Source organism: Roseobacter fucihabitans, assembly GCF_014337925.2.
Taxonomy (GTDB): Bacteria; Pseudomonadota; Alphaproteobacteria; order Rhodobacterales; family Rhodobacteraceae; genus Roseobacter; species Roseobacter fucihabitans.
On the sequence record NZ_CP143423.1, the window covers coordinates 3,717,731 to 3,742,940 of the forward strand.

24 protein-coding genes and 1 pseudogene are annotated in these 25,210 nt (G+C 58.9%); 14 read left to right on the forward strand and 11 right to left on the reverse strand.

Translation table 11 applies throughout. The features are described from left to right. Nucleotides 1-19 precede the first annotated feature (19 nt). Genes leuS through holA form a run of 3 tightly spaced genes read left to right on the forward strand, consistent with a single transcriptional unit; the run spans nucleotide 20 to nucleotide 4,075 of the window. Nucleotides 20-2,611, forward strand: a complete 2,592-nt coding sequence (gene leuS, locus ROLI_RS18310; protein WP_187431776.1) for a leucine--tRNA ligase — start codon at nucleotides 20-22, stop codon at nucleotides 2,609-2,611. Continuing rightward, the gene (gene lptE, locus ROLI_RS18315) at nucleotides 2,598-3,077 is read left to right on the forward strand and encodes an LPS assembly lipoprotein LptE (RefSeq protein WP_187431775.1); all 480 of its coding nucleotides are present in this window, start codon (nucleotides 2,598-2,600) and stop codon (nucleotides 3,075-3,077) included. Before leuS ends, lptE begins: the two co-directional genes overlap by 14 nt. Further along, nucleotides 3,074-4,075, forward strand: coding sequence for a DNA polymerase III subunit delta (gene holA, locus ROLI_RS18320; protein WP_187431774.1), 1,002 nt, complete (start codon nucleotides 3,074-3,076; stop codon nucleotides 4,073-4,075). Before lptE ends, holA begins: the two co-directional genes overlap by 4 nt. Here holA and ROLI_RS18325 read toward each other — a convergent pair. Continuing rightward, nucleotides 4,072-4,506 (reverse strand): GFA family protein, encoded by a 435-nt coding sequence (locus tag ROLI_RS18325; protein ID WP_187431773.1) that lies wholly within the window; start codon nucleotides 4,504-4,506, stop codon nucleotides 4,072-4,074. The genes holA and ROLI_RS18325 overlap by 4 nt on opposite strands. Before the next feature lie 132 nt (nucleotides 4,507-4,638). Here ROLI_RS18325 and ROLI_RS18330 point away from each other — a divergent pair, with 132 nt between their 5' ends. Next, nucleotides 4,639-5,223 (forward strand): glutathione S-transferase family protein, encoded by a 585-nt coding sequence (locus ROLI_RS18330; RefSeq protein ID WP_187431772.1) that lies wholly within the window; start codon nucleotides 4,639-4,641, stop codon nucleotides 5,221-5,223. Here ROLI_RS18330 and ROLI_RS18335 read toward each other — a convergent pair. The 5 genes and pseudogenes from ROLI_RS18335 to ROLI_RS18355 all read right to left on the reverse strand — a co-directional run bounded on the left by ROLI_RS18335 (nucleotide 5,202) and on the right by ROLI_RS18355 (nucleotide 10,775). Continuing rightward, a pseudogene (locus tag ROLI_RS18335) lies at nucleotides 5,202-6,343 on the reverse strand (TIGR03862 family flavoprotein). The gene ROLI_RS18330 and the pseudogene ROLI_RS18335 sit on opposite strands and share 22 nt — an antisense overlap. A gap of 38 nt (nucleotides 6,344-6,381) precedes the next feature. Then, nucleotides 6,382-7,716 (reverse strand): mechanosensitive ion channel family protein, encoded by a 1,335-nt coding sequence (locus ROLI_RS18340; RefSeq protein WP_187431770.1) that lies wholly within the window; start codon nucleotides 7,714-7,716, stop codon nucleotides 6,382-6,384. Between the two features lie 472 nt (nucleotides 7,717-8,188). Then, entirely contained in the window at nucleotides 8,189-9,220 is a 1,032-nt protein-coding gene (locus ROLI_RS18345) for an IS110 family transposase (RefSeq protein WP_187428280.1), read from the reverse strand. Nucleotides 9,221-9,411: 191 nt separating this feature from the next. Next, nucleotides 9,412-10,029, reverse strand: a complete 618-nt coding sequence (locus ROLI_RS18350) for an enoyl-CoA hydratase/isomerase family protein (RefSeq protein WP_187431946.1) — start codon at nucleotides 10,027-10,029, stop codon at nucleotides 9,412-9,414. Further along, nucleotides 10,026-10,775, reverse strand: a complete 750-nt coding sequence (locus ROLI_RS18355; protein ID WP_187431945.1) for an SDR family oxidoreductase — start codon at nucleotides 10,773-10,775, stop codon at nucleotides 10,026-10,028. The genes ROLI_RS18350 and ROLI_RS18355 overlap by 4 nt, the downstream gene beginning before the upstream one ends. A 132-nt stretch (nucleotides 10,776-10,907) precedes the next feature. Here ROLI_RS18355 and ROLI_RS18360 point away from each other — a divergent pair, with 132 nt between their 5' ends. The 6 genes from ROLI_RS18360 (at nucleotide 10,908) to lpxK (ending at nucleotide 17,188) form a co-directional block, all read left to right on the forward strand. Continuing rightward, nucleotides 10,908-12,419: a DUF2125 domain-containing protein gene (locus ROLI_RS18360; RefSeq protein ID WP_187431944.1), complete on the forward strand. Its 1,512-nt coding sequence runs from the start codon at nucleotides 10,908-10,910 to the stop codon at nucleotides 12,417-12,419. A 119-nt stretch (nucleotides 12,420-12,538) separates the two neighbouring features. Further along, on the forward strand, nucleotides 12,539-13,885 hold the full coding sequence (locus tag ROLI_RS18365) for a TldD/PmbA family protein (protein WP_187431943.1): 1,347 nt from the start codon (nucleotides 12,539-12,541) through the stop codon (nucleotides 13,883-13,885). After that, entirely contained in the window at nucleotides 13,872-14,660 is a 789-nt protein-coding gene (locus tag ROLI_RS18370; protein WP_187431942.1) for a 3'(2'),5'-bisphosphate nucleotidase CysQ, read from the forward strand. Before ROLI_RS18365 ends, ROLI_RS18370 begins: the two co-directional genes overlap by 14 nt. A gap of 58 nt (nucleotides 14,661-14,718) precedes the next feature. Then, entirely contained in the window at nucleotides 14,719-14,961 is a 243-nt protein-coding gene (locus tag ROLI_RS18375; protein ID WP_187431941.1) for a DUF4170 domain-containing protein, read from the forward strand. A gap of 6 nt (nucleotides 14,962-14,967) precedes the next feature. Further along, entirely contained in the window at nucleotides 14,968-16,215 is a 1,248-nt protein-coding gene (locus ROLI_RS18380; protein WP_187431940.1) for a 3-deoxy-D-manno-octulosonic acid transferase, read from the forward strand. Next, nucleotides 16,202-17,188, forward strand: a complete 987-nt coding sequence (lpxK, locus tag ROLI_RS18385) for a tetraacyldisaccharide 4'-kinase (protein WP_187431939.1) — start codon at nucleotides 16,202-16,204, stop codon at nucleotides 17,186-17,188. Before ROLI_RS18380 ends, lpxK begins: the two co-directional genes overlap by 14 nt. Here the strand turns inward: lpxK and ROLI_RS18390 are convergent, their stop codons facing one another. The 3 genes from ROLI_RS18390 to ROLI_RS18400 are packed head-to-tail and all read right to left on the reverse strand — an operon-like array spanning nucleotide 17,189 to nucleotide 19,498. Further along, nucleotides 17,189-18,304 carry a CaiB/BaiF CoA-transferase family protein gene (locus ROLI_RS18390; protein WP_187431938.1) on the reverse strand — a complete coding sequence of 372 codons (1,116 nt, stop codon included), beginning with the start codon at nucleotides 18,302-18,304 and terminating at the stop codon, nucleotides 17,189-17,191. Next, the gene (locus tag ROLI_RS18395; RefSeq protein ID WP_187431937.1) at nucleotides 18,304-18,975 is read right to left on the reverse strand and encodes a DsbA family protein; all 672 of its coding nucleotides are present in this window, start codon (nucleotides 18,973-18,975) and stop codon (nucleotides 18,304-18,306) included. Before ROLI_RS18395 ends, ROLI_RS18390 begins: the two co-directional genes overlap by 1 nt. A 13-nt stretch (nucleotides 18,976-18,988) precedes the next feature. Next, nucleotides 18,989-19,498, reverse strand: a complete 510-nt coding sequence (locus ROLI_RS18400; protein ID WP_187431936.1) for a DUF721 domain-containing protein — start codon at nucleotides 19,496-19,498, stop codon at nucleotides 18,989-18,991. Between the two features lie 84 nt (nucleotides 19,499-19,582). On the opposite strand from ROLI_RS18400, the gene mutY reads away from it, so the two are divergent. The 3 genes from mutY to ROLI_RS18415 all read left to right on the forward strand — a co-directional run bounded on the left by mutY (nucleotide 19,583) and on the right by ROLI_RS18415 (nucleotide 22,361). After that, nucleotides 19,583-20,659, forward strand: coding sequence for an A/G-specific adenine glycosylase (gene mutY, locus ROLI_RS18405; protein WP_187431935.1), 1,077 nt, complete (start codon nucleotides 19,583-19,585; stop codon nucleotides 20,657-20,659). A gap of 60 nt (nucleotides 20,660-20,719) precedes the next feature. Further along, nucleotides 20,720-21,865, forward strand: a complete 1,146-nt coding sequence (locus tag ROLI_RS18410; protein ID WP_187431934.1) for an alkane 1-monooxygenase — start codon at nucleotides 20,720-20,722, stop codon at nucleotides 21,863-21,865. 70 nt (nucleotides 21,866-21,935) lie between these two features. Beyond that, the gene (locus ROLI_RS18415) at nucleotides 21,936-22,361 is read left to right on the forward strand and encodes a response regulator (protein ID WP_187431933.1); all 426 of its coding nucleotides are present in this window, start codon (nucleotides 21,936-21,938) and stop codon (nucleotides 22,359-22,361) included. A 719-nt stretch (nucleotides 22,362-23,080) separates the two neighbouring features. Here the strand turns inward: ROLI_RS18415 and ROLI_RS18420 are convergent. Continuing rightward, complete coding sequence (locus tag ROLI_RS18420) at nucleotides 23,081-24,178, reverse strand: site-specific DNA-methyltransferase (protein WP_405048976.1); 1,098 nt, start codon at nucleotides 24,176-24,178, stop codon at nucleotides 23,081-23,083. Nucleotides 24,179-24,265: 87 nt separating this feature from the next. Next, nucleotides 24,266-24,895, reverse strand: coding sequence for a ribonuclease HII (locus ROLI_RS18425; RefSeq protein ID WP_187431932.1), 630 nt, complete (start codon nucleotides 24,893-24,895; stop codon nucleotides 24,266-24,268). 37 nt (nucleotides 24,896-24,932) lie between these two features. Between ROLI_RS18425 and ROLI_RS18430 the strand changes: the two genes are divergently transcribed. After that, nucleotides 24,933-25,157, forward strand: coding sequence for a hypothetical protein (locus ROLI_RS18430; RefSeq protein ID WP_222869695.1), 225 nt, complete (start codon nucleotides 24,933-24,935; stop codon nucleotides 25,155-25,157). Nucleotides 25,158-25,210: the final 53 nt, after the last annotated feature.

Sequence of the window (25,210 nt, forward strand, 5' to 3'; positions counted from 1 at the left end):
CGTTAAGAAGGTCGCTCATATGACGCGTTACACCCCAGCCGAGATCGAAGCCCGCTGGCAGGAAGTCTGGAACCGGGACGAGGTCTTCAAGGCCGTGCGCTCCGCAGATAAACCCAAATATTACGTGCTGGAAATGTTCCCCTACCCATCGGGGCGCATCCACATGGGGCATGTGCGCAACTATACCATGGGCGATGTGATCGCGCGCTACAAGCTGGCGACGGGGCACAACGTATTGCACCCCTTTGGCTTTGACGCCTTTGGGCTGGCGGCGGAAAACGCGGCGATGGAGCGCAAGATCCACCCCAAGGATTGGACCTACCAGAACATCGACGACATGATTACACAGATGAAACCGCTTGGATTTGGCCTGGACTGGTCACGTCTCTTTGCGACCTGCGACGTGGATTATTACGGCCAGCAACAGGCGCTGTTTCTGGATTTCCTCAAGGCCGGGCTGGTGTATCGCAAAAACGCTGTGGTGAATTGGGACCCTGTGGATATGACCGTTCTGGCCAATGAGCAGGTCGAACAGGGGCGCGGCTGGCGGTCCGGCGCTTTGGTCGAGCGGCGCGAGCTGACGCAGTGGTTCTTCAAGATCAGCGATTATTCCGAAGAGCTGCTGGACGCGCTGGACACGTTGGAGCATTGGCCCGCCAAGGTGCGCCTGATGCAGGAAAACTGGATCGGCAAATCGCGCGGGCTGCAATTTGCGTTTTCCACCATCGATGGCCCCGATGGGCATGACCGGATCGAGGTTTATACCACGCGGCCCGATACGCTGTTGGGCGCATCCTTTGTCGGGATTTCACCAGATCATCCGTTGGCCAAACTGCTGGAGCGCGACAACCCGGAGGTGGCTGCGTTCTGCGCCGAATGTCGTAAGGGTGGCACGACCGAGGAGGCCATTGAGACGGCGGAAAAGCTGGGGATGGATACCGGCATCCGCGTGCGCCATCCCTTTGACACCGCGCATGAATTGCCAGTCTATATCGCGAATTTCATCCTAATGGAGTATGGCACCGGCGCGATCTTTGGCTGCCCAGCGCATGACCAACGCGATTTTGAATTCGCCACCAAATACGACCTGCCGATCATTTCGACCTATCTGCCCGATGAGGATGCGGCGGATAAATTGAGCGAGGCCTATGTGCCCGCAAAGACCGAGCGCGTGTTTTACAACCGTGGCTTTGCCGGGGAAGCGCATCAAACCGGGCTGGAGGCCATCGACGCCGCCATCGCCTTTTGCGAGGCAAATGGCATCGGTCAGGGTGTCACGAAATTCCGCCTGCGTGATTGGGGGCTGTCACGGCAACGCTATTGGGGATGCCCGATCCCGGTTGTCCATTGCGAAGACTGCGGTGTGGTGCCGGAGAAGAAAGAAAACCTGCCGATTGAATTGCCCTATGACGTGACCTTCGACACGCCGGGCAATCCGCTGGACCGTCACCCAACCTGGCGCGACACGCCCTGCCCGGCCTGTGGCAAACCAGCCAAACGCGAAACCGACACGATGGACACTTTCGTTGACAGTTCGTGGTATTTCGCCCGCTTCACCGCGCCGGACGCGAAAACGCCGACGGTGATGGAGGACGCGCAATATTGGATGAACGTCGATCAATATATCGGCGGGGTGGAGCATGCGATTTTGCACCTGCTCTATTCGCGCTTTTTCGCCCGCGCGATGCAGATCACCGGCCATTTGCCGGAGAGTGCGATTGAACCCTTTGATGCATTGTTTACGCAGGGAATGGTGACGCATGAAATTTATCAAATTTCGGAACGTGAATACAACGAAGATGGATCGCCTAAGGCGAAGCGTACAGAATACGCGTTACCTGAAGAGGTAGAGCGTCGCGAGGATGGCAAAACGTATCAAAAGATAACTGGAAAAACCGTAGTAACGCTGCCTTCCGCCAAAATGTCCAAATCCAAGAAAAACGTCGTCGACCCGCTCAACATCATCTCTGCCTATGGTGCCGATACCGCGCGCTGGTTCGTGCTGAGCGACAGCCCGCCCGAACGCGACGTGGAATGGACCGCAAGCGGGGCTGAAGCGGCCTATAAACATCTTGGCCGGGTCTGGAACCTGTCCGAACGCGTCGCAGAGATGGATCAGGATACGCAGGGAAGCGGCGACCAGGATCTGCTGCGCGCCATGCATGTCTGCATCCATGACGTGACCATGGGGATCGAAAGCTTTGGCTTCAACGCGGCCATCGCGAAACTCTATGCCTTCACCGCCACATTACAGAAATCAAAGGCCGGATATGCCGCCCAACGTCAGGCGATCAAGACGCTAGCACAATTGATGTCGCCCATGACGCCGCATCTGGCCGAGGATATCTGGGCGCGTCAGGGCGGCGAGGGGCTCGTGACCACCGCCGATTGGCCCAAAGCGGATGAGAAAATGCTTGTCTCAGACACCATCACTCTGCCCATCCAGGTCAACGGCAAACGGCGCGCCGAAATCACCGTGCCCGCCGATATGCCCAAAGAAGAGGTTGAAAAGCTGGCACTGGCGGACCCCGCTGTGCTACGAACCCTCGACGGTGCCACGCCCAAAAAGATCATCGTCGTTCCCGGACGGATCGTGAATGTTGTCATTTAGCCGAAACCTCCTCCTTGTCCTCCCGCTCGCGCTGGCCGCCTGCGGGTTTACCCCGGTCTATGCGCCGGGCGGGGCGGGATCGCAGGTGCAACACAACATCGCCGTGCAGGCCCCGACCACGCGAGATGGCTTCCTGCTGACGCAGCGGCTCGAAGAGCGTCTGGGGCGCGCGGGTGATGCGGCCTATTCGCTCAGCTATACAATTGCCAGCGGTCTGGAGAGCCTCGCCGTGGACCGCGAAGGCATCACCACACGTTTCAACCTGGTTGGTTCCGCCAATTATGCGCTGACCGAGGCCAGCACGGGCCGGGTCATCACCTCCGGGTCGGTGGACAATTTCGCCGGGCTTTCCGCCGCAGGGACGACGGTGGCCACTTTTGCCGCCGAACGCGACGCGCAAAAACGCCTGATGGTGTTGCTCGCTGATCAGATCGTCACGCGGGTTCTGACCACGGACCTGCCATGAAACTCGCGCCCCGCGATGCGAATGCCTATTTCACCAAACCGGATGCGCGTAAAACCGGCCTTCTGATCTATGGCACCGACGCGATGCGCGTGGCGCTCAAACGACAACAGTTGCTGGCGGCCCTGCTGGGCGCGCAAGCCGAAGAGGAGATGCGCATGACCCGCATGGGTGGTGCGCAGGTCCGCAAGGATCCGGCCCTTTTGGTGGATGCAATCAAATCCATCGGTTTTTTTCCGGGCGCGCGGGCCGTTTTTGTCGAGGAGGTAAATGAAACCTGTGCGCCTGCGGTTCTGGCCGCCCTGAGCGACTGGCAGGAGGGCGATGCGCAGATCATCGTAACCGCCGGTGCTCTGAAACCCACCTCGAAACTGCGCAAGGCCTTTGAGGCACATCCCAACGCCTATGCCGCCGCGATCTATGACAACCCGCCCACGCGCGAGGAGATCGAAACCGCTTTGCGCGCGGCGGGTCTGGCCCAGGTTCCCGGCGATGCGCTGGCCGCACTCAATGATCTGGCGCAGGCGATTGATCCCGGTGATTTCCGCCAGACCGTCGAGAAACTCGCACTCTACAAGATCGGCGATGCCACGCCCCTGTCGCTGCTGGATATTGCCGCCTGTGCGCCAACCTCAACCGAAGCCGATGTCGATGACGTTCTGATGGTCGTGGCGGAGGCGCGCGCGCATGACATTGGTCCGGTGATGCAGAAACTCGTGGCACAAGGGGCCACGCCCGTCGGGCTTTGTATCGGTGCCATGCGCCATTTTCGCGCCCTGCACCGCGCGGCCTGTGACACTTCCGGGCGACCCACGATCTTTGGTCCCAACCGCGACAGGATGCTGGCGCAATCACGGCGCTGGGGTCCGGCGAAACTCGAAAGCGCAATCACGCTTTTGACGGATACCGATCTACAGTTGCGCTCCGCCGGTCAACACGCGCCCGGCATGGCCCTTGTCGAACGCGCTTTTATCCGGCTTGCGATGATGGGCAATCGCTAGGACTGTGCTGACGCCGCAAACATCGCCATGACCTCATCCGTGCTCATCTGCTGTGTCTTTTCTGCAAAGCTGTATCCTTTTGGCTTTTCGTCGATGAATAATTCTCCCGTCAGAGGCACGTCGCCCAGATCATCCAGCGTGCCGGCACCAAAGTAGCAGGTGCCTTGATGCGCACCCGGCGCCGTCACGCGATAAAAGATGCTGCTACCACAGGTTTTGCAGAAGACCCGTTCCGCCCATTCCGATGAGGCATAGGCGGTCAGGTTTTCCGCGCCTTTGATCTCCACACCACCGGCGGGAACTTCGAGCGCGAGAAAAATACCACCACTCCATTTGCGACACATGCCGCAATGGCATGCACCGACCTCCTTTGGTGCCTCGGCCAAGGTATAGGTGAGTGCACCGCACAGGCAGCTTCCGAATTTTGACATAGCGACTCTCCCTTATGATCAAATCTCGCCTGCGATCCTGCCACACCTTACTGGCAATTTCTGTCAGGAGTTGTCATCGCCGGTCGTCCATGACAATTTTCCGCCATGCGCATGCCAGAAAAGGACGTCGCAATGTATAAAGTGATCGGAACGAGCAAATCCCGCGCCTTTCGCGTGTTGTGGGCCTTGCAGGAAATGGGCGAACCTTACGAGCAGATCGCCGCCAACCCGCGCTCAGAGGAAGCCAGGCAGTATAACCCCTCTGGCAAGATCCCCGCATTGCTCGACGGTGATGAGGTGTTGACCGATTCCTTGGCAATCATGACCTATCTGGCGGATAAACACAGCAAGCTGACGGCCCCGGCAGGCACGCCCGCGCGCGCAAGACAGGACGCGATGACCTTCTGGTTGATCGACGAATTTGATGCGATCCTCTGGGCGGCGGCCAAACATAGTTTCGTTCTCCCCGAACACCTGCGGCTGCCCGCCGTCAAAGAGGCTCTGAAGTTTGAATTCGAAGCATCGGCCGCTCAATTGTCCGAACGCCTTGAGGGGCCGTTTTTGATGGGGGACGCGATCACGCTGCCGGATATTCTGGCCTGTCACTGTCTGAACTGGGCGCATGGCGCGAAGTTTCCGCGCACGGATGACAAGCTTTTCAACTATGCCAAATCCCTGCGCGAGCGTCCTGCGTATCAGGCGGTTTCAGGCACGTAAGCCGCCGCTGCCCGGCCCGCCCAACGCCCGGTGGCAAGGCATCCGTTGATAAGGTATCCGCCTGTCGGGGCCTCCCAATCGAGCATTTCACCCGCGCAGAAAACGCCCGGAATATCCTTGAGCATCAGCTCCGGCGTCAGGGCCTCGAAGGCGACGCCGCCCGCAACCGAAATCGCCTGATCCAGAGGATGCAGCCCATCATAACGGATCGCCAGGTGCTTGAGCCTCTGTGCCAGAGCCATCGGTTCAAGCGGCAGGGGGCGCGCGTATTCCAGCGCCAGCGCCAGTTTCGCCGGGTCCAGCTTCAGCGTCTTGCGCAGGTGGTTGGACAGGCTCGTCTTGCCTCTGGGCCGGGCGAACCGGCGCGCCACCTCTTCCCCTGTCAGATCAGGCAAAAGATCAACATAAAGACGGTGGTCCTGACGCAGGGCGCGGCTGACCTCATAAAGCCCCCCGCCCTCCAGCCCGGTTTGGCTGATCACGGCCTCCCCCGCGACGTCATGGGGCCAGCGGAAAACTGCACGCCCTTGAGCGCAGTCCCGGCGCGCGCCAGCATATGGCGCGACCAGGCGATATGCAGGCCGACATTCGCAGGCGCAAATCGCGACAGAGGCACGCCCCGTTTCGCCAGATGATCCACCCAGCCCCCATCCGATCCCAACCGCGCCCAGCTTGCACCACCAAGCGCCAGAACGGTGACATCGGCCCTGATCCCATCGCGCCCGTCGGGGCCCTCGAACAGGGTTTCGCCGTCCTCCCACCCTTGCCACCGCATGTTGGTGCGCAGTTCAACACCGATCTGGTCGAGCCGGTGCAGCCAGGCGCGCAAAAGCGGCGAGGCCTTCATCGCGCGAGGGAACACGCGCCCGGTCGAGCCGGTGAAAATCTCTTGGCCCAACCCGCGCGTCCAATCCTGTACAGCACCCGCATCAAAGCCCGCCAAAATCGGGCGCAACCGGTCGGCGGCTTCATAAAAATGCGGCAGCATTTTCTCAATCGGTTCATCCTTGGTCAGGTTCAGACCGGATTTACCCGCCATCAGAAACTTGCGCCCAACGGATGGTTTGGCCTCGCAAATGGTGACACGCAGGCCGCGCGCGGCGAGCTCTTGTGCGGCCATCAAGCCTGCGGGGCCTGCGCCAATCACCAGGGCATGGCTCACACCTCCACCTGCGGCAGCGCGCCTTTGATTTCCACAACGCGGTGCGGATAGGGGATTTCGATGCCATTGTCCCGGAGCGCGTTCCAGATCAGAAACAGCACATCCGACGTGTATTTGTTGGGCCCGTCATCCAGCCCGTTGACCCAGAATTCCACCGCGAAATCTATCCCGCTGTCGCCAAACCCGCGCAGCTCGCAATCCGGCGGATAGGGCAGATCCAGCACGTCGGGATGCGTCGCAACCGCCGCCTCGATGATCGCGGGGACGCGATTGATGTCGGTGTCATAGCTGACGGAAAAAGGTGCCTCATAGCGATTTGCCGAGCCGGAGTCCGAATAGTTGATGACCCGCGTGGTGATGAAATCCTCGTTCGGTACGACAATCCATCGCCCATCGAAGGTTTCAAGCACAGCAGCCCGCGCGGTCATCTTGACGATCTGGCCGGATTCACCCCCGTCCAATTCGACGAAATCGCCCACCGTCGCCTGCCCCTCGATCAACAAAATCACTCCGGAGATGAAATTCGAGGCGATCTTTTGCAAGCCGAACCCCAAGCCAACCCCGATCGCCCCCCCGATCACCGCCAGCGCGCTGAGGTTGATCCCCATAATGTTGAGCAGCAGTAAAAACGCGATGGCAAAGATCGTGAATTCGATCGCCTTGGACGTCAGTTGCCGCAAAGAGGGGCGCATTTCTTTCTGGTTTTCGATGAATTGCGTGGTTTGTCGGTTCGACCACCCCCCCAGCCAGAACAGCACACCTCCCGCGATGACACCACGGATCAGCGCCATGACGGAGAAGGAGATGTTGCCGAGCGAAATCGTCATCTCGCCCAGCTTGGCCATCAGCGGATCCAGCACCCCGAACATATAAAGTGCTGCCACCGGCACCAGGGCATAACGCCCCAGAAGTTTCAGGAAGGGATCGGCGATGACATCACGCACAAGGATGCGTACGGCCAAAAACAGAAAAACCCGCTTGCCGAAAGCAATCACCGCGCCGCTGTCAAACAGGGACCGCACGACGCTTTCGCCGATCGCCGTGAACAAATAGGCCAGCAATGGGAGCAACAGGGGCAACGTCAGGAGTGATGTGCGCCGCGCGCGCGCCAGAAGGTTTTCCAAGCCCTCGGCGGGGGTCAGGATCCGTGTCAAAAATCCGCGCAGGCGGCGAGACACGAGGATGGCCAACACATAGGCCAACACCAGGAGCGCAAATTGCGACCATGCCGCCGGGCTCAGCGCCCAGGATTTGGCAAGTTCCCAGGCAATAATAGCGTATTCGGCCCCGCGCTGAACGATCTCTGGCTGAGTGGACAGGTCAAATTCCACGGATACCCCCTCTTTTCATCCTGAAAACCACCCCTGGACTCATGCCTGCACGCGCCGCACGGAGCAAGCCCGGATATCTGGCCTTGCGTCCCCCAATGTGATCACACCTGACCGGCGGTGGCCAAACGATGCACACATCATTTGATCCTAAGCGTCTGTCAAATGCGTCAAAAGTGATTAATGCAACCACGACCGCCTTTTATGGTTACCGCCTATGGTGCAAGTTGTTTTTGACGCTGTAAGCATGTGATTGAGTGCGGTCTTCTATCAGGCCTTTGAGTGCGGCACTTCAGCAGCCGCTGGCCGGTATGGTGATCTGCGGATCAGGTCCAAATCTGACGTACGAGCTTTGCTGCTCAGCCGGTAGTCTTGGTTTTCCTAATCCAGGTCTATTCGATCAATTTGCCCATTCAGGTCATCGACTTCTCACACCTCCTTCACCGACGTCAGATTGCTGTGCGCAGAGCTAGCGTCATACTGCTGCTGCCGCCTGCGTCGGATCTCTGTAATCTTCATTATGCGTCATCATGGCCCAGATCGCGCGCGCCATTTTGTTTGCCAATGCGATTGCCACCAGCATCCGAGGCTTTCTCTCTAACATTCGCGCCAGCCACGAGCCTGGCCGGATCGACTTGCGTCCAAGCCAGTTGAGCCGCATCATTGCTCCAATGATCAAAAGCCGGCGAATGTCAGCCTGCCCTGCTTTTGAGATCCGCCCAAGCCGGGCCTTGCCGCCTGAGGAATGTTGACGGGGCACCAAACCAAGCCAGGCGGCAAAATCCCGCCCACATTTAAAACTGCTCATCGGCGGAGCAAAAGCTTCAATAGCTAACGCCGTTAGAGGTCCAACGCCTGGCATCGTCTGTAATTGCCGGGTTAAATCCGCATTCTTTGACAGGACCTTGGCTTTCTTCGTTTTGGCTTCAATTCGGGCTGTCTTCTCGGCGATCTGTAAAATGAGATCTCGGCACGCTTCAAGGGCCAGTTCAGGTAGCTCTCCGTTCGATCCCTCAAGGGTGGCCTCGATACGCTTGAGGTTCGCAATGCCTAGCGGAAAAACATGGCCATATTCATACATCACCGCCCGAAGAGCATTCACCAATTCTGTCCGATGGCGAACAAGGCGTTCTCTGGCTCGGAACAATACCGCCCGGGCCTGCTGCTCTTGTGTTTTAGGCTCGACAAAGCGCATCTCAGGGCGCTGTGCTGCAATCACAATGGCTTCTGCGTCCGCCGCATCATTCTTCTGCCGCTTTACGAAGGGCTTTACATACTGAGGAGCAATTAACTTTACCCTATGTCCAAATTTTACCATCTGACGAGCCCAGTAGTGAGCACCACCACAGGATTCCAGAACCACTACACAAGGTGGGTGATCTGCCATAAATTTATGAAACTGCGGTCGCGAGAGCTTCTTTCGAAACTTGACCTCCCCAGTCATAGATGCTCCGTGAACTTGGAGCACATTCTTTGCTAAATCCACCCCGATCATAGTATCTTTCATCCTGCCGCCCTTTCCGTATTGTGAGTTTCAACACCACATATTGGCACATTGCGATGCCGTCTGGGGAGGGCGGCAACCATCCCGTCTGGCATTGCGCCAAAGCACGCAAATGCCTGCACAAGGCCATTTACCAGGCACAAAAGCGCCCGGCCTGATAGTAAGGACAGGCAAATCAATCATCTCGGGCAACCTCAGCCTGACGTCGCGCACATCTGCTTGATCCGTTGCGCATGCGCGGGTTTGGCGGCGATCACATCAGCAACCAGACCTCTCGCGTGATCCATGATATCCTCAGGCGCTACGATCCGGTCGATCAACCCAAACCGCAAGGCCTCCTCAGCGCCGATTTTCTGCCCCCCCATCAGGATCAGCTTGGTGCGCGCCGGCCCGATCAGCCGGGACATGCGCAGGGGATCGCTCGGTTGTGGCAGGAAGCCCAGCTTCATCACCGGATAGAAAAACGTCGCCTGTGGCGGCGCGATCCGAATATCACAGGCCAGCGCCATACCCATGGCACCCCCCGCCAACGTGCCATTCAGCGCGGCGACCGTCAGCCCCGAACATGCCGCTACAGCAGCCGAAAGCGCCTCCCACAACGATGACGTGGCAAGCCCTGCACGCGCCGCCTCCAGATCCGCACCGGCACTGAACACACGGCCCCGCCCGGTCAAAATGACGGCCGGGGCGTCCTGCGCCGCGCGCATGGCATCGACCAGTTGCGTCAACATCTGCGCGTTCAGCGCATTGGCCTTGTCCGGGCGGTTCAGAGTGACAATAAAAACGCCGTCCTCCCGCTCAACGTCAATCATACCAACCCCACCTTGGCGCGCACATCCTCATCGCGCAGGGATATTTCCTGACCGCACCATGGATTCGCCGCCGGGCTGCACATCCACAACAACGCTCTTGCAGGCCAATCCGCAGGAATATGAACGTCCCAATCCAGCTGGCTGACCGGATTGATCCCGCTGGTTTTAATCTCGCGCTGCATTTGCGTGGCCACGGTGCCGGGGGATAATCCAATCGCGCGGATGCCATGTGCGGCCTCTTCCTTATCCAGACAACGGGTCAACATATTCACCGCCGCCTTGGAGGCGCAATAATGGCTCCAGGCCTCGACAGGTCCATGTGCTGCGCCCGAACTGATGGTCAGAACGGAGCCGCCGCCCTGGGCCTTCATCACCGGAACCACCGCACGCATCCCATAGAAAACACCCTTGAGATTGATGTCGATCACATCCCCCCAGGCGTCCATATCGGCCTCAGACAAATGCGCAATCGGCTCGATCACGCCCGCGTTGTTGATCAACACATCCAACGCCCCAAAGGTCTCGACCGTGGCGTCCACGGCGGCGGCAACCTCGCGGGCGTTGGCGACATTGCAGGGGATGGCCAGCGCCTTGTCGCCGATTTCACCGGCCAGATCCGCGATGTCGCCCTGCCCGCGTGCGACCAGCGCCACATTGGCACCCGCACGCGCAAACACCCGTGCGGCTTCTGCGCCAATACCCCGGCTCGCACCCGTGATCAGAACCGTTTTTCCGCTCATATCCATTTGCACTACTCCCTGAGGCTGTTGCCCTGTGTTAATGTGCCGCGCAAGAGGCGTCCAGCCTGCGGTTCCGCTTGACCATTGCAGGACCGTGCCTGACTATACGCGCCAAACCGGCTTGTTAAGGATTACCATATGTCATTTCTGAGTTTTCGTAGTATCGCGAGTGTCACCCTTGCCCTATCGATGGGCCACGCAGCGCATGCGGATTTGACCGCACAGAACGTCTGGTCGGATTGGCAATCACAGTTTGAGGGGTTCGGCAACGACGTTTCAGCGACAGAAACGCAATCCGGTGACACGCTGATATTGAATGATCTGACGATCAGCACCCCTGGTTCCGAAGAGGCGGCGGCGACACGGCTTCAGATGGGACAAGTGACCTTCACGGAAAACAACGACGGCACGGTGAGCATCGCACTCCCCGACCTGATGCCTTTCCAGATGCAGATCATTGGCGAAGACGGCAAACCTGCAGATATCGAAATGGAAATTCGTCAATCGGGCCTGGTTTCGACAGTTTCCGGTGTGCCGACCCAGATGACCAACAGCTATACCGCGCAGAGCATGGATATCGTTCTGACGGACCTGACCCTTGATGGTGAAAAACTGAGCTCGGAGACGGCCCGCTTCAACCTGGGTCTGACGGATTTGGCGGGCAGCACAACATCGACCGTCGGTGGCAAGCGTGTCATGGATCAAAACATGCAAGCCAGCACCGTCACCTATAGCCTGGCTTTCACGGACCCCGAAGGCGGTGGCGATCTGCAAGCGAATGGCCAGATGGCAGACATCAGCTTTGAGGGCTCAAGCCAATCGCCGCTCTCAAAGGTGGCGTCGGGTGATATCTCTGCCCTGTTGGCCGCGGGTATGGGCGGGGGCGGGACATTTGCCTATGCCGCTGGTGCCTCCAACATGACCGTGACCGAAAATGCCGCCGAAGTTTTCTCCAGCACGACGACCTCTACTGGCGGCACGCTGAACGTCGAATTTTCTCCTGAGGGTCTGGCTTATTCCGGAGATCAAAATAACCTCAAACTCGCCATGACATCACCGGATTTTCCAGTGCCTGTGGATCTTGATATGGTGAAATCCAGCTTCAACCTTGCCGTGCCTGTGCAGAAATCCGAGGCGGCGGAAGACTTCGCCCTTGGGTTTTCGTTGAACGATTTCTCCGTATCAGACACGCTGTGGGGTCTGTTTGATCCGAGCGCGCAACTGCCCCGTAATCCGGCGACGATCGCGCTTGATCTGACGGGCAAGGCCAGGGTTCTGGCTAATATTTTTGATCCGGCTCTAGAAGAGTTCGAGGGGCCACCTGCGGCGCTGGAAACCCTGGATATCAAAAAATTGCAGATTACCATCGCCGGTGCCGAATTGACCGGAGAGGGCGCATTCCGTTTTGACAACAACACGCCCGACGCCATGCCCCAACCGGTCGGCATTGCGGATTTGTCTTTGGTGGGGGGCAACAAGCTGATCGACACGCTGGTTGCCATGGGTCTTCTGCCCGAAGATCAGGCGATGGGGGCGCGTATGATGATGGGGCTTCTCGCGGCACCCGGCGCGCAGCCCGATACGTTGAACTCTCGCATCGAGATCAACGCGCAGGGCCATGTGCTGGCCAATGGTCAGCGGATCCAATAGCGGTTGTTTCCATTTTTCGGACATAACAGGGGCGCGGGCTGCGTCCCATTTTGTCACGCGCCCTTGCGGTAGGGCGAGCGCGCGGCTACCTGAGGTGGAACCGCTTTGGAGCACTGTTTATGACCCTGTCCCCCGAAAAACTGACCGAAAGGTTGTTGCAAGCCGCCTTGGACGCCGGTGCCGATGCCGCTGATGCCATGGCGCTTCAGGGCGCGTCGCTCAGCATCGAAGTCCGCGCAGGCACGCTGGAGCACGCAGAGCGCTCCGAAGGTGTTGATCTGGGGTTGCGGGTATTTATCGGCCACAAAAGCGCGACGGTCTCCGCTTCGGATGTGCGGCCCGAAACCCTGTCTGACATGGCGGTGCGCGCCGTCGCCATGGCGCGCGAAGCCCCTGAGGATGAATTTTCGGGCCTGGCCTCTCGCGATCAACTGGTCCGCGATTTTGACACGGCATCTCTCGAATTGCATGACCCGGCGCCGGAACCTTCCCCTGCACAGCTCCAGGAAGATGCCGCAAGGGCCGAAGCCGCAGCGCTTGAGAACAATGGTGTCAGCCAGGTGCAATCCGCCAGTGCCGGGTATTCCGCGCGCCAAGTGCACCTCGCCGCGACCAACGGTTTCTCGGGCGGTTACACCAGGACGGGCTGTGGTTTATCCTGTGTCGCCATCGCAGGCACAGGCGCGGGCATGGAGCGCGACTACGACGGGGACAGCCGCACGTTTCAAGCCGACCTGCGCGGCCCAGAGGAGATCGGCAAACGCGCCGCCGAGCGGGCCGTGGAGCGGCTGGATGCGCGCAAGCCCCCCACCGGCCGGTTCAACGTGCTGTTCGACGAACGGGTGTCGGCCTCGCTGATCGGGCATTTGCTGATGGCGGTGAACGGATCGTCAGTGGCGCGCGGTGGTTCGTGGTTGCGCGATGCCATGGGCGAGGCGATCTTGCCCGACCACCTGTCCCTGATCGAGGACCCCCATCGCCCCCGCGCTTCAAGTTCGCGCCCCTTTGACGCCGAAGGCCTGCCCACCAAGGCCCGCACCATCGTTGAAAACGGTGTTCTCACCGGCTGGACCCTGGATCTGGCGACAGGGCGCAAACTGGGGATGCCCTCCACCGCAAATGCGGGGCGCGGCACCTCTTCTGCGCCCTCACCCTCCAGCTGGAACGTGGCTTTGACCCAAGGCACCGCCACCCGCGAAGACCTGATCCGCGATATGGGAACCGGGTTGCTGGTCACCTCCATGATCGGTTCAACCATCAACCCCAATACCGGCGATTACTCGCGCGGGGCGGCCGGGTTCTGGGTCGAAAACGGTCAAATCGCCGGGGCGATCAATGAATGCACCATTGCCGGGAACCTGCGCGATATGCTGCGCAGCATCGTGCCTGCAAATGACGCGCGCGCGCACCTGAGCCGGGTCGTGCCCTCGCTGCTGGTGCCGGGGATGACCCTTGCAGGCAACTGATCTCGACTTGCTTAGGGATGCCGCGCGCCTAGCGGGCCGTGTCGCCACAAGTTTCGCGGGCAAAACCGCGCAGTCCTGGGACAAACCGGATGGCGCGGGTCCCGTGACGGAAGCCGATCTGGCCGTAAATGACGCGCTGGAAGCGGTTTTGCGCACCGCGCGCCCCGATTACGGCTGGCTGTCCGAAGAATCGCAAGACACGGGCGCGCGCCTGGCACATGATACGGTCTTCATTATCGATCCGATCGACGGGACGCGCAGCTTTGTTGAGGGCTCCCGCACCTGGGCGCATTCCATCGCGATTGCGCATCAGGGCGTGGTCACGGCGGCGGCGATTTTCCTGCCATTGCGCGACAAACTCTATTCCGCGGCACTGGGGCGGGGGGCGTTTCGTAACGGAGCGCGATTATTGATCAGCCCACGAAACGACCTCAGCGGCGCGAAGGTTCTGGCGACCAAACCGGTGATGAACCCGGAACACTGGCCCACTGGCTTGCCAGCGTTTGACCGCGCGCACCGCCCATCGCTCGCTTATCGGTTGGGACTGGTGGCCGAAGCCCGGTTTGACGCCATGCTGACGTTTCGCCCAAGCTGGGAGTGGGACATCGCCGCAGGGGCCTTGATCGTGACCGAGGCGGGCGGGCTGTGCACCGACAAGACCGGTGTCCCGCTGCGTTTCAACAATCCCGAACCGCTGCTCAATGGCGTCATCGCTGCCGGACCCGCCCTGCACGGCGATGTCCTGGCCGCACTTGCGCCGGCAGGCGCGCCTTGACCCCGCCGCGCGGATCGGCAATTTTCCGTCGATCCTCTCATACTCAAAGGAACAGCCCATGACCCAACGCCTGCATCTCGTTTTCGGAGGGGAACTCGTTGATCCGAGCAAGAACACTTTCAAGGCTGTCGATGATTTGCACATCGTCGGGATTTTTCCAAACTATGAGGCCGCTTTCAACGCATGGAAGTCCGAAGCCCAGCGCACCGTAGACAATGCCCATATGCGGTATTTCATCGCCCACCTGCACCGCCTGCGCGATGAGGAGACCGAAGCCTCCACGACAGAAGAACTGGAATAGAACGTCATGGGCCATTCACTGGGGCTGGCGGCCTATCGGGCGCTAACCCACAGATCGGCCAAGCGGTCCTTCACGCCCAATGGCACACGCCCCAAAGGGGAGCTTGTCTGGATCCATGCCGCGGAGCCTTCCAACCTGCTGGCTCTTCAGGACCTTGCCGAGCGCCTGTGCACCACACGCGATGGTTTGAGCATTCTGATCACCCTGCCGGATCGCGAAACACTGGATCGCGCTGATGCGATCCATCCGCAACATCCGATGATTGTGAAGGAGGAGATTCCTTCCGAACACCCCGCGGCCGTGCAGGCTTTTCTTGCCCATTGGATGCCGGATATGTGTATCTGGACCTGGGGGCAGCTGCGACCGAACCTACTGCTTGCGGCGTATGACGCCAAATGTCCAATGGTGCTGATTGATGCGGATAAGGATGGTTTTGACGGCCAGCGCGACCGATGGCTTCCCGATCTGTCGCGCGACTTGCTGACAAATTTCACCGCCGTGATGAGCAGATCACCGCAAGCGGTGCAGCGTCTCGAAGCGCTCGGCCTTAAGTCCCGCCACATTCAGATGACGCCGCCGCTGCAAGCAGGCGGACAAGCACTCCCCTGCAAGGATTCGATATTCTCTGCGATGACGAGCTCGCTTGCGGGGCGCCCGGTGTGGCTGGCGACGCGTGTTCAGGAACATGAAGCTGGGATTATTCTGGCGGCCCACCGTCAAGCGCTGCGCTATTCACACCGGCTTTTGCTGATCCTACACCCCGCAGAACGTCACCTGGCGCCCCTTTTTACCGACAAGGCCGAGGCCGAAGGGTTTCGCGTCTGCGATTGGGTCAATGATGGCGACCCGACCGAGGCAACACAGGTCATGCTCGCCGAAGATGGCTCAGATCTGGGTCTGTTTTACCGGCTGGCTCCGGTATCCTTTCTGGGCAGCTCTCTGGTATCGGGGTATGGTGGATGCAACCCTTTCGAGGCGGCTGCGCTTGGCTCTGCCGTGCTTTATGGGCCGAATGTGCGGCGTTACTTACCATTTTACACGCGGCTCGCGAACGCAGGTGCCGCACGGATCGTGAATGATACCCACTCGCTGGGCACCGCCGTGACGCGCCTGATTGCGCCGGATCAGGCCGCCACCATGGCGCATGCGGGCTGGGACGTGATCAGCAGCGGTGCCGAGTTGGTCGATAAGGTCATCGATCTGGTGGAAACCACGCTGGATCACCGGTTGGAGCCCTCCAATGCGCACCCCTGAGTTTTGGTTTACAGCCCCCGACAAACCTACGCGGCTGGCACGCCTGCTTGCCCCGCTTGGCTGGCTCTATGCCAAGGCTACGGCGCGCCGACTGGCCAAGACCGCACCGCTTAAACTCGATATCCCGGTAATCTGTGTCGGGAATATCAATGCCGGCGGGACTGGCAAAACACCTACCGTGATCGCCGTCGCCGCGCATCTGATGAACCGCTTTCACCGACCCCATATCGTTACGCGCGGCTATGGCGGGCGTCTCAAAGGCCCCCTGCGCGTTGATCCCGCGCAGCATCGCGCCGCCGATGTCGGGGATGAGCCTCTATTGCTCGCGGCCTTTGCCGAAGTCTGGGTCGCGCAAGACCGGGCGGCGGGCGGACGGGCTGCACAGGATGCCGGGGCCAGTGTGGTCATATTGGATGATGGTTTTCAGAACCCCGCGCTGCATAAGGACATCAACATCGTCGTCGTGGACGCTTTGCGCGGGTTCGGTAACGGGCTCTGCTTGCCTGCCGGGCCACTGCGCGAACCCGTTGATGTCGGTCTGGCGCGGGCTGATCTTTTGCTCTCCATCGGGGAGGCACCGGCGCAGGATCGCTTTGACACAACCGTCACGATACCGCACGTCCGGGCTGCCTTGCGCCCGTTACAGACAGGTATGGATTGGCGTGGCGAACGGGTTGTTGCATTTGCCGGAATTGGCCATCCCGAAAAGTTCTTTACCACATTGCGCGGATTGGGGGCCGATCTGGTGCATGCCGAACCGCTGGAAGATCACCAGCCGCTGACCCCTGCCCTGATGGCGCGACTGGAGGCTGACGCCAAGGGTCATCGCGCACAACTTGTGACAACTGAAAAAGATGCGGTAAGGCTGCCCGCCAGTTTTCGCACCAAGGTCATCACCCTGCCGGTACGGCTGGCCTTTGAGCAAGAAAACAACGCGTTGATTGATCAACTGAACGCGCTTCCAGCTCCGTGATCATTGATCGTTTTCGCCCAGCTTGGGTGCGGGGCGATGCAGCGCCAGTTCTGCGCCCGAAAAGGTAAACGGCGAGCGCACCCCCGGCACACCACCAAGCGCCACCTGCATCCCACGCGCCTGCACCTGCGGGTCGGCCATGACATCATCCATGTGGTTGATCGGCCCGGCGGGTACGCCCTCCCCCTCGCAAGCCGCCAGCAAATCATCGCGTGTGCGCAACCGCGTTGCCGCACTCAGACGCGAAATCATCTCTTCGCGATGCGCCAACCGGTCCACGTTTTTCAGGAAACGCGGTGCTGTGATCATATCATCAAGCCCCAGCAATTTACACAGCCGCTGGTATTGCCCGTCATTCCCGGTGGCGATGATGATATGCCCATCCGCGCAGTCAAACACCTGATAGGGGGCCAGATTGACATGCGCGTTGCCCATGCGTTTGGGCGGCGTGCCGGTGGTCAAATAATTCATCGCCTGATTTGACGTGACCGCCACCGCGACATCCATCAGGGACATGTCGATATGTTGACCGACCCCGGTGCTGTGGCGCTGGTGCACAGCGGCCAGAATGGCGGTGGTCGCATAGATCCCGGTGAGTATATCGGTGATCGCGATGCCGTATTTCTGCGGTTGCCCCTCCGGCTCGCCGGTCAGGGACATCAGCCCGGACATGCCCTGAATGATGAAATCATAGCCCGCACGCGCCGCATAAGGCCCGGTATGCCCGAAGCCGGTGATCGAACAGTAAATCAGGCGCGGGAAATCCACCGCAAGGCTGGCGTAATCGAGCCCGTATTTCGCCAGCCCGCCGGTCTTGAAGTTCTCAACCAGAATGTCCGCATCGCCCAGCAGGTCCCGGACCTTTTGCCGGCCTGCCTCCGTGCGGAAATCCGCCGTAACAGACCGCTTGCCACGGTTTGTCGAGTGGAAATAGGCCGCTGATACGTCGTCATCACGCGTCACGAAGGGTGGACCCCACTGGCGCGTGTCATCGCCTGCGGGGCTTTCCACCTTGATCACATCACAGCCCAGATCCGACAATGTCTGACCGGCCCAGGGACCCGCCAAGACACGGGCCAGTTCAACAACCTTCAGACCGGCAAGCGGGGCGCTCATTACTCGGCTGCGGCGTCTATGATCGCGGCCATATCAGCATAGGGCATGTTGGAGTGCTTTTCGCCGTTGATCACGAAAGTTGGCGTGCTCTCGACACCGTCAGCTTCGGCGTTCTCCTGATACCAGGCGACCAATGTCTGTGCCTTGGCACCGTCCTGCAAGCAGGCCTCCATGGTATCCCCGTCAAGCCCGGCCAAGCGACCAATCTTGCGCAATTCCTCCACGATGGCGGTTGGCTCACCGGCGCGCGCCCATTCAGATTGGCCCGCATAGATCAGATCAGCCATGCCAAAGAACTTATCCGGCGTGCCTGCACAGCGCGCAATCATCGACGCCCAGAGGCCATAGCGGTCAAAATAGACCTCGCGGTAGACAAAATTGATTTTGCCCGTGTCGATGTAATCCGCCTTCAGCTCTTTATAGGCTCCGGCATGAAAGGAGGCGCAATGGGGGCAGGTAAAGGAGGCATATTCGATCACCGTCACCGGTGCATCGGGGTTGCCCTGAGACATTTCAACGATGCTGGATGTATCAATATCCGCGCTGGCCTCTTGCGCATTCGCGGCACCCAGCGGGTTTGCGGGCGTGACAGATGTGCCTGGCGAGGTCACGAAATACGCCCCGACCCCCAGGGCGGCCACAGCGGCAGAAACGATCATTAAACGCGACATCGATATTTCCTCTTCAACGGTTTGTTTTGTTCAGAATGTTTTCGCCAAGCTGCGCGAGGGCATCGCGTAATCCGGCATCCCGCACCGGGCTGGCAGTCTCAACGGCCTGTTGGCGGATTTCCGGCGTGGAAACGGGCTCGGGTGTACCCGGTTTCGCGGGATCAAACAGCGCGCGCCCTTCGGCGAACCCTTGGCCGGCAGTCTGCGTAATGCGCACCCGCGCGATGGCATTATAACCATAGACAGCGTTGACCTTGGCACGCATCTGTTCCTTTTGCATCTCAAGCATCGGCGCATTGGCCCCCGTGGTCAAAAGCGTCAGCGTGGCACCCATCCCGCCCCGGCCATAGCTGACTTCAACGGGACGTGAAATCGAGGAGATGTCCTTCCCCATGATTTCGTTCCATTGCGTCAACAACCGGCTTTGCGCGAATCCTCGGCTTTCTGATGCCGCCCTGATCCGACCGGTCAGAAGACTGGAGGTTCGGGTAAACCCTTTTGTGCTGGCGCGTCGGGGAGGCATCGCTATCTTTCAACAGATCGGTTGCCGTACCATAACCAATTGGCGGGGCCGCAACCAGTCAAAGCCGATGGATGATTATAAACATTGCGTGAAAAAGCCCAAAATCCCGTAACCCTGAGCGATGAATTGCTGGGCTGGTACGACATCCATGCCCGTATCATGCCCTGGCGTGTGCCTCCACAGAATCGCCGCGCAGGACAAACCCCCGACCCCTATCGCGTCTGGCTCTCCGAGGTGATGTTGCAACAAACCACGGTCGTGACGGTCAGAGACTACTTTGAGAGATTCACGGCCCGCTGGCCAACGGTCACGGATCTTGCCCGCGCGCGCGATGCAGACGTCATGGGGGAATGGGCTGGATTGGGGTATTACGCCCGTGCGCGCAATCTGCTGAAATGCGCGCGCGCAGTCGTGGCCGATCATGACGGCGCATTCCCGGCGGATCACAGCGTGCTCCTGAAACTGCCCGGAATTGGTCCCTATACGGCGGCGGCCATCAGCTCGATCGCCTTTGATCTGCCCCATGCGGTGCTGGACGGCAATGTCGAGCGGGTCATGGCACGGCTGCATGATATTCACACGCCCCTGCCCGACGCCAAACCGCTTTTGATGACACAGGCAGAGGCCCTGACCCCACAACAACGGCCCGGCGATTACGCTCAGGCGGTCATGGATCTCGGGGCGACGATCTGCACCCCGAAATCGCCCGCCTGCGGTATTTGTCCCTGGCGCGCGCCCTGCCTTGCGCGTGCGCGCGGCACCGCGGCTGATCTGCCCAGAAAGACCCCAAAAAAGCCAAAACCCACCCGGCGAGGCACGGTCTATCTGGGCCAGCGCGAAGATGGCGCTTGGCTTTTGGAGACCCGCCCGGAAAAAGGCTTGCTGGGCGGGATGCTCGGCTGGCCCGGCTCGGAGTGGGTGGACATCACCCAGCCCCCGCCTCAGACCACACCCCCGGCGGACGCGCAGTGGGTTCAGCTGAACGCCGAGGTCCGCCATACATTTACCCATTTCCACCTGACATTGGCGGTTTTTACAGCACAGATCGATCCCTCCACCGAACCCCATCAAGGCCGTTTCATCCCCCGTTCAGAATTTCGCCCCTCCGACCTGCCCACGGTGATGCGCAAAGCTCTCAATCTGGCAAAAGATGCGCTGTGAAAGCCGCACTTGTGTCTAAACCCTTCCCCAAACCCGCGCGCGCGATTTAGGGTTGATGCGATGACACCTCATACCATTCCTCCTGCTGATATGGTCCGGATCTCGCGGGTTGCGCCGTTCTGGATCACGCTGCTGCTTGTCCCCATCGCATGGCTGGGTGCGATCAAGGGGGGCTGGAGCGTTCTTCTGCTGCCGCTGGTGTCGTGGTATTTCTTTTCTCTGATGGACGCGCTTTTGGGCCGGGATACGGCGAATGCGGACCTTGATACGCCACAAACCGCGCTGTTCTGGTACCGCGCCGTCACCCTGATCTGGGCACCGATCCAGTTTTGCCTGCTGTTCAGCCTGATCTGGTACGTTCCACAGGCCGACCACCTCAGCGCATTGGAAAAAATCGTTCTATTTTTCGGTGTTGGTGTGATCACCGGTACGGTGGGCATCAATTACAGCCACGAATTGATGCATCAGAAAAACAGAGCCGAACGCCGGATGGCGGACCTGCTGCTCGCCATGGTGCTCTATTCGCACTTTCGCTCCGAACATCTGCTCGTCCACCACCGCCATGTCGCCACGCCGCGCGACGCGGTGACAGCGCGTTACAACGAAGGGTTCCACAGGTTTTACCCCCGCGTCTTGAAACAATCCCTGCGCTCTGCTTTTGAGGCTGAAAAAGCGATGCTGCATCGGCGTGGCAAGGCCTGGCATGATCCGTCCAATCCGTTTTTTCGCTATTGGGCCTTGCAGGCGCTGATGCTGTTCTTCGCCTTCTTACTAGCGGGTTGGGTGGGTATCGGGCTGTTTTTGATCCAAGCGGGCACGGCGGTCTGGCAGTTGGAGTTGGTCAATTATATTGAACATTACGGGCTGACCCGAAAACACCTTGGAAATGGCAAATACGAACACGTCAAACCACATCATTCCTGGAATTCAGACCACCGCATGTCGAATTGGTTGTTGATTAACCTGCAACGCCATTCCGACCACCATTATAAACCCGACCGCCGGTTTCCGGTGTTGCAAACCTATTCCAGCGCAGATGCGCCGCAACTGCCCTTTGGCTATCCCGTCATGACGATGTTGGCGATGATGCCCCCGCTCTGGTGCCGGATAATGAACCCAAAGGTTCAGCAATGGCGCAGAGCGCATTATCCCGAGATCACGGAGTGGCACCCCTATGAGCGGGGCGAAAACCCGCTGCCGGGTTGACAATCCACATCATATATTAACGCTTTTATGTGAAACAAACCCCTCGAGAGTTTCAAGGTGAGGGACAAGCATGCCACAACAACATAGCGCGACATATTCGAGCAAGGCGACGCAAACCTGCCTGGTGGTCGAAGATAACCTCTTTGATCAGGAACGCATCAAACGCATCATGGACAAGAGCTTTCAGGGCGTCTTTGTCGCCATAGTCTCAACAATTGAGCAGGCGCGCCTGCACATGGCGCGCTATCAGACCAGCATGATCCTGCTCGACAATAATTTACCTGACGGTACGGGTGCCAATTTCGCCATCGAACTCGCAAAAGTGCCGGAATTTGCGGAGATTCCGATTATCATGGTCAGCGATTGGCCGTCTCCTTTCATGTTTGACAAAGCGGAATCCGCTGGCGTGATCCATGTCGTTAACAAGTCCGATTTTGGCGCGCGTTATATCCATGCAGCGCTCAATCACAAACCCTCCAAAAGGTTGCTGAACTAAGCCGGTCGCGCCATCTTCAGCCTCGGGCACCAGTCCTGTGCGGTCTGTTACTTCTCCAACGTCAGATGCTAACAGACCAATCCATATATTTGGGATTATCCGCACGACACAGGAGTCCGTCTCGTTTTTAGACGCCAAGAGGGGGCAAGTTAACGGGCGATTGCGTCTACTCCATTGGTCGTAGGCACTTTTGGGATAGGGCTGGTTTTACTTGGTTCCGCCTTAGACGCTCCAAAATAAGAGGCAACGCATCAAAACCCAATAATTTCAATATAAATCTAAGCTCCCCAGGAGGGTGGCAAACCTTGCCATATATTGCCTGTCGGGAATCTTATTGGCACCGGCACATACCAGTCACATTCTTACGGCCCCCTACCGAGGAGGGTCACTACGCATCGCGCCCGCCCTTGGGTTGCGCGATGCGCCGACAGGACACTCTGATCCTTCAGAGAAAAGCGCGCGATACCTCGTTGAAGGCAACCCGCGAATTTCGACCCCGTCAGGCGGAAACGGTATTTACATTAAATCCCGCCAGAGCCAGGCAGCTGAAACGATCATGACGTCTCATGCCGTGGCGGCTCTGTGTCACCTTGCTAATAGCAAAGCGCGTTCTTCAAACAAAAAAACCCCGCCACAATGGGCGGGGTCAGGTGAGTGCCTTGACGAGGCAGCCTCTTGCGAGGGCCGCAGGCACCGGCGGTGTTCGAATTAGAATGGGGTCAATTGGCCATTTCGGAACGGATCTGTTGACGCAAAACGTCAATTGGTATCATTTGGCCCTCTTTCTTATAGGTCCAATAGGTCCAGCCATTGCAGCTTGGCGCACCTTCCAGATGCGCACCGACCTGATGGATCGAACCTTTGACGTCACTCCCGATCAGCGTACCATCAGCGCGCACTTTGGCGATCTGACCGCGTGGCGAATAGAGTTGTTCTCCCGGACGCAGCATTCCGCGCTCCACCAATTGCCCAAAGGGGACACGGGGTTCGGATCGCTTTGACGTTGAAACCTCCAAGGCCTCCCGGTCGAATTTGCGCGTGGCTGCGATTCGTTTTTCGGCCACCTTGCGGTACGCCGCCTCACGTTCGATCCCGATGAAGTCGCGACCCAGCATCTTGGCCACCGCTCCCGTCGTTCCCGTTCCAAAAAATGGATCCAAAATCACGTCACCCGGATTGGTCGACCCGACCAGAACCCGGTGCAAGAGGCTTTCGGGTTTCTGCGTCGGATGCGCCTTGTCCCCTTTGTCATCTTTCAAACGCTCATGGCCGGTACAAATCGGCAGCACCCAATCCGATCGCATCTGAATACCCTCATTGAGAGCTTTCAGCGCCTCGTAATTAAACGTATATTTACTTGTCTCATCGCGGCCCGCCCAAATCATCGTCTCATGGGCGTTGGTAAACCGCTTTCCGCGGAAATTCGGCATTGGGTTAGATTTGCGCCAAACAACATCATTCAGAATCCAATATCCCTGATCCTGAAGCGCGCTGCCGACGCGAAAAATATTGTGATAGCTGCCAATGACCCAGATCGCTCCGTTTGGTTTCAGCAATCGCCGCGCCGCCTTGAGCCAGGCCCGCGTGAAATCATCATAGGCTTTGAAGCTGGAGAACTGATCCCATTCATCGTCGACCGCATCCACACGGCTATTGTCTGGCCGGCGCAAGTCACCCTTCAATTGCAAATTATAGGGGGGGTCCGCAAAAATCAGGTCGATTGATGCCTCCGGCAGCGCGTTCATCATCTCGATACAATCGCCGTTCAGAATCGTGTTCAGGGGAAGCGCCGCAGCACTTTTCATTTTGGTCATCATGGTCTGCCTCTGTCCCGGTGCATTTTGCACTCGTTGGTTAAGGACAGCATGAGTCAAAGCTGATTCGCGGTCAATTTCTTTTTTGAATCAATACCTTATGTTTTTACCTTGATACAAGATATTGTGTACCGGCTTGAAGCTACGTCTATGGTGTGGGGTCACCCCCAGATTTTGGAGCGCAGACATGTGGCTTTTTGATCCATAACCCATGTTGGTCTCCCAGCCATACCCCGGATGCTGTTGCGCCAAATCCACCATCAGGCGGTCACGGCAATTTTTGGCGACAATAGAAGCCGCCGAAATCGACAAACACCTTGCGTCACCTTTGATGACCGCCTGTGCGGGAATCGCCAGATCACGCGGGATCATCGACCCGTCCACCAGCACATGATCCGGCGGGCGCTTCAATCCGGCCAACGCACGACACATCGCGATATGGCTTGCCCGCAGAATATTATGCGTATCAATTTCCTCCACACTGGCATGTGCGATGGAAACGTCGGCATGCTCCATCAAGATATCCGCAAGATATGTCCGCTTCGTAATTGACAGCTTTTTGGAATCGTTGAGCCCATCGGGAATAAAACCGGGATCAAGCACCACAGCCGCCGCTGTAACCGGCCCTGCCAGCGGCCCGCGGCCGACCTCATCCACGCCTGCCACGCGCAAGAAACCAGCGGAGATTGCCGCGTCTTCCATTGTAAAATCCGGTGTCATGTCTTGGTAATCTAACGAACCTCTCCAAAGAGCAAGCATGAAGTCTGAAGATTTCACCCATCGCTGCGGGCAAGGGGCAATCACTGAAACGCGGTGGGCGCGGGCCCCTTGCGACGGTTGGCGGCGAACGGCCTTCTTCAAATTGCAAATGCCCCGCGATATGATCACTGAACCCTATTCTGCCTTGCGATTTGATCTCTTTGTCGAGTGTCACGCCAAACTCAGCCCTTCCCTGTTGCAAACCTGTTCCGTCCTCGCCTGAGCGATCCGCATTGCGAATAATGCGGCGGGCATCGCCAACACTTCTAAGCCGGT

What these genes read in the sequence shown, in the direction of transcription:
- lptE (WP_187431775.1), top strand. Translation starts at nt 2,598, where the DNA reads ATGTTGTCATTTAGCCGAAACCTCCTCCTTGTCCTCCCGCTCGCGCTG.
- lpxK (WP_187431939.1), top strand. Translation starts at nt 16,202, where the DNA reads ATGCGCACCCCTGAGTTTTGGTTTACAGCCCCCGACAAACCTACGCGG.
- ROLI_RS18420 (WP_405048976.1), bottom strand. Translation starts at nt 24,178, where the DNA reads ATGATGACCAAAATGAAAAGTGCTGCGGCGCTTCCCCTGAACACGATT.
- ROLI_RS18400 (WP_187431936.1), bottom strand. Translation starts at nt 19,498, where the DNA reads ATGCCTCCCCGACGCGCCAGCACAAAAGGGTTTACCCGAACCTCCAGT.
- ROLI_RS18415 (WP_187431933.1), top strand. Translation starts at nt 21,936, where the DNA reads ATGCCACAACAACATAGCGCGACATATTCGAGCAAGGCGACGCAAACC.
- ROLI_RS18365 (WP_187431943.1), top strand. Translation starts at nt 12,539, where the DNA reads ATGACCCTGTCCCCCGAAAAACTGACCGAAAGGTTGTTGCAAGCCGCC.
- ROLI_RS18345 (WP_187428280.1), bottom strand. Translation starts at nt 9,220, where the DNA reads ATGAAAGATACTATGATCGGGGTGGATTTAGCAAAGAATGTGCTCCAA.
- ROLI_RS18425 (WP_187431932.1), bottom strand. Translation starts at nt 24,895, where the DNA reads ATGACACCGGATTTTACAATGGAAGACGCGGCAATCTCCGCTGGTTTC.
- ROLI_RS18430 (WP_222869695.1), top strand. Translation starts at nt 24,933, where the DNA reads ATGAAGTCTGAAGATTTCACCCATCGCTGCGGGCAAGGGGCAATCACT.
- leuS (WP_187431776.1), top strand. Translation starts at nt 20, where the DNA reads ATGACGCGTTACACCCCAGCCGAGATCGAAGCCCGCTGGCAGGAAGTC.
- ROLI_RS18380 (WP_187431940.1), top strand. Translation starts at nt 14,968, where the DNA reads ATGGGCCATTCACTGGGGCTGGCGGCCTATCGGGCGCTAACCCACAGA.
- ROLI_RS18325 (WP_187431773.1), bottom strand. Translation starts at nt 4,506, where the DNA reads ATGTCAAAATTCGGAAGCTGCCTGTGCGGTGCACTCACCTATACCTTG.
- ROLI_RS18395 (WP_187431937.1), bottom strand. Translation starts at nt 18,975, where the DNA reads ATGTCGCGTTTAATGATCGTTTCTGCCGCTGTGGCCGCCCTGGGGGTC.
- ROLI_RS18360 (WP_187431944.1), top strand. Translation starts at nt 10,908, where the DNA reads ATGTCATTTCTGAGTTTTCGTAGTATCGCGAGTGTCACCCTTGCCCTA.
- ROLI_RS18355 (WP_187431945.1), bottom strand. Translation starts at nt 10,775, where the DNA reads ATGGATATGAGCGGAAAAACGGTTCTGATCACGGGTGCGAGCCGGGGT.
- ROLI_RS18330 (WP_187431772.1), top strand. Translation starts at nt 4,639, where the DNA reads ATGTATAAAGTGATCGGAACGAGCAAATCCCGCGCCTTTCGCGTGTTG.
- ROLI_RS18375 (WP_187431941.1), top strand. Translation starts at nt 14,719, where the DNA reads ATGACCCAACGCCTGCATCTCGTTTTCGGAGGGGAACTCGTTGATCCG.
- ROLI_RS18410 (WP_187431934.1), top strand. Translation starts at nt 20,720, where the DNA reads ATGACACCTCATACCATTCCTCCTGCTGATATGGTCCGGATCTCGCGG.
- holA (WP_187431774.1), top strand. Translation starts at nt 3,074, where the DNA reads ATGAAACTCGCGCCCCGCGATGCGAATGCCTATTTCACCAAACCGGAT.
- ROLI_RS18390 (WP_187431938.1), bottom strand. Translation starts at nt 18,304, where the DNA reads ATGAGCGCCCCGCTTGCCGGTCTGAAGGTTGTTGAACTGGCCCGTGTC.
- ROLI_RS18350 (WP_187431946.1), bottom strand. Translation starts at nt 10,029, where the DNA reads ATGATTGACGTTGAGCGGGAGGACGGCGTTTTTATTGTCACTCTGAAC.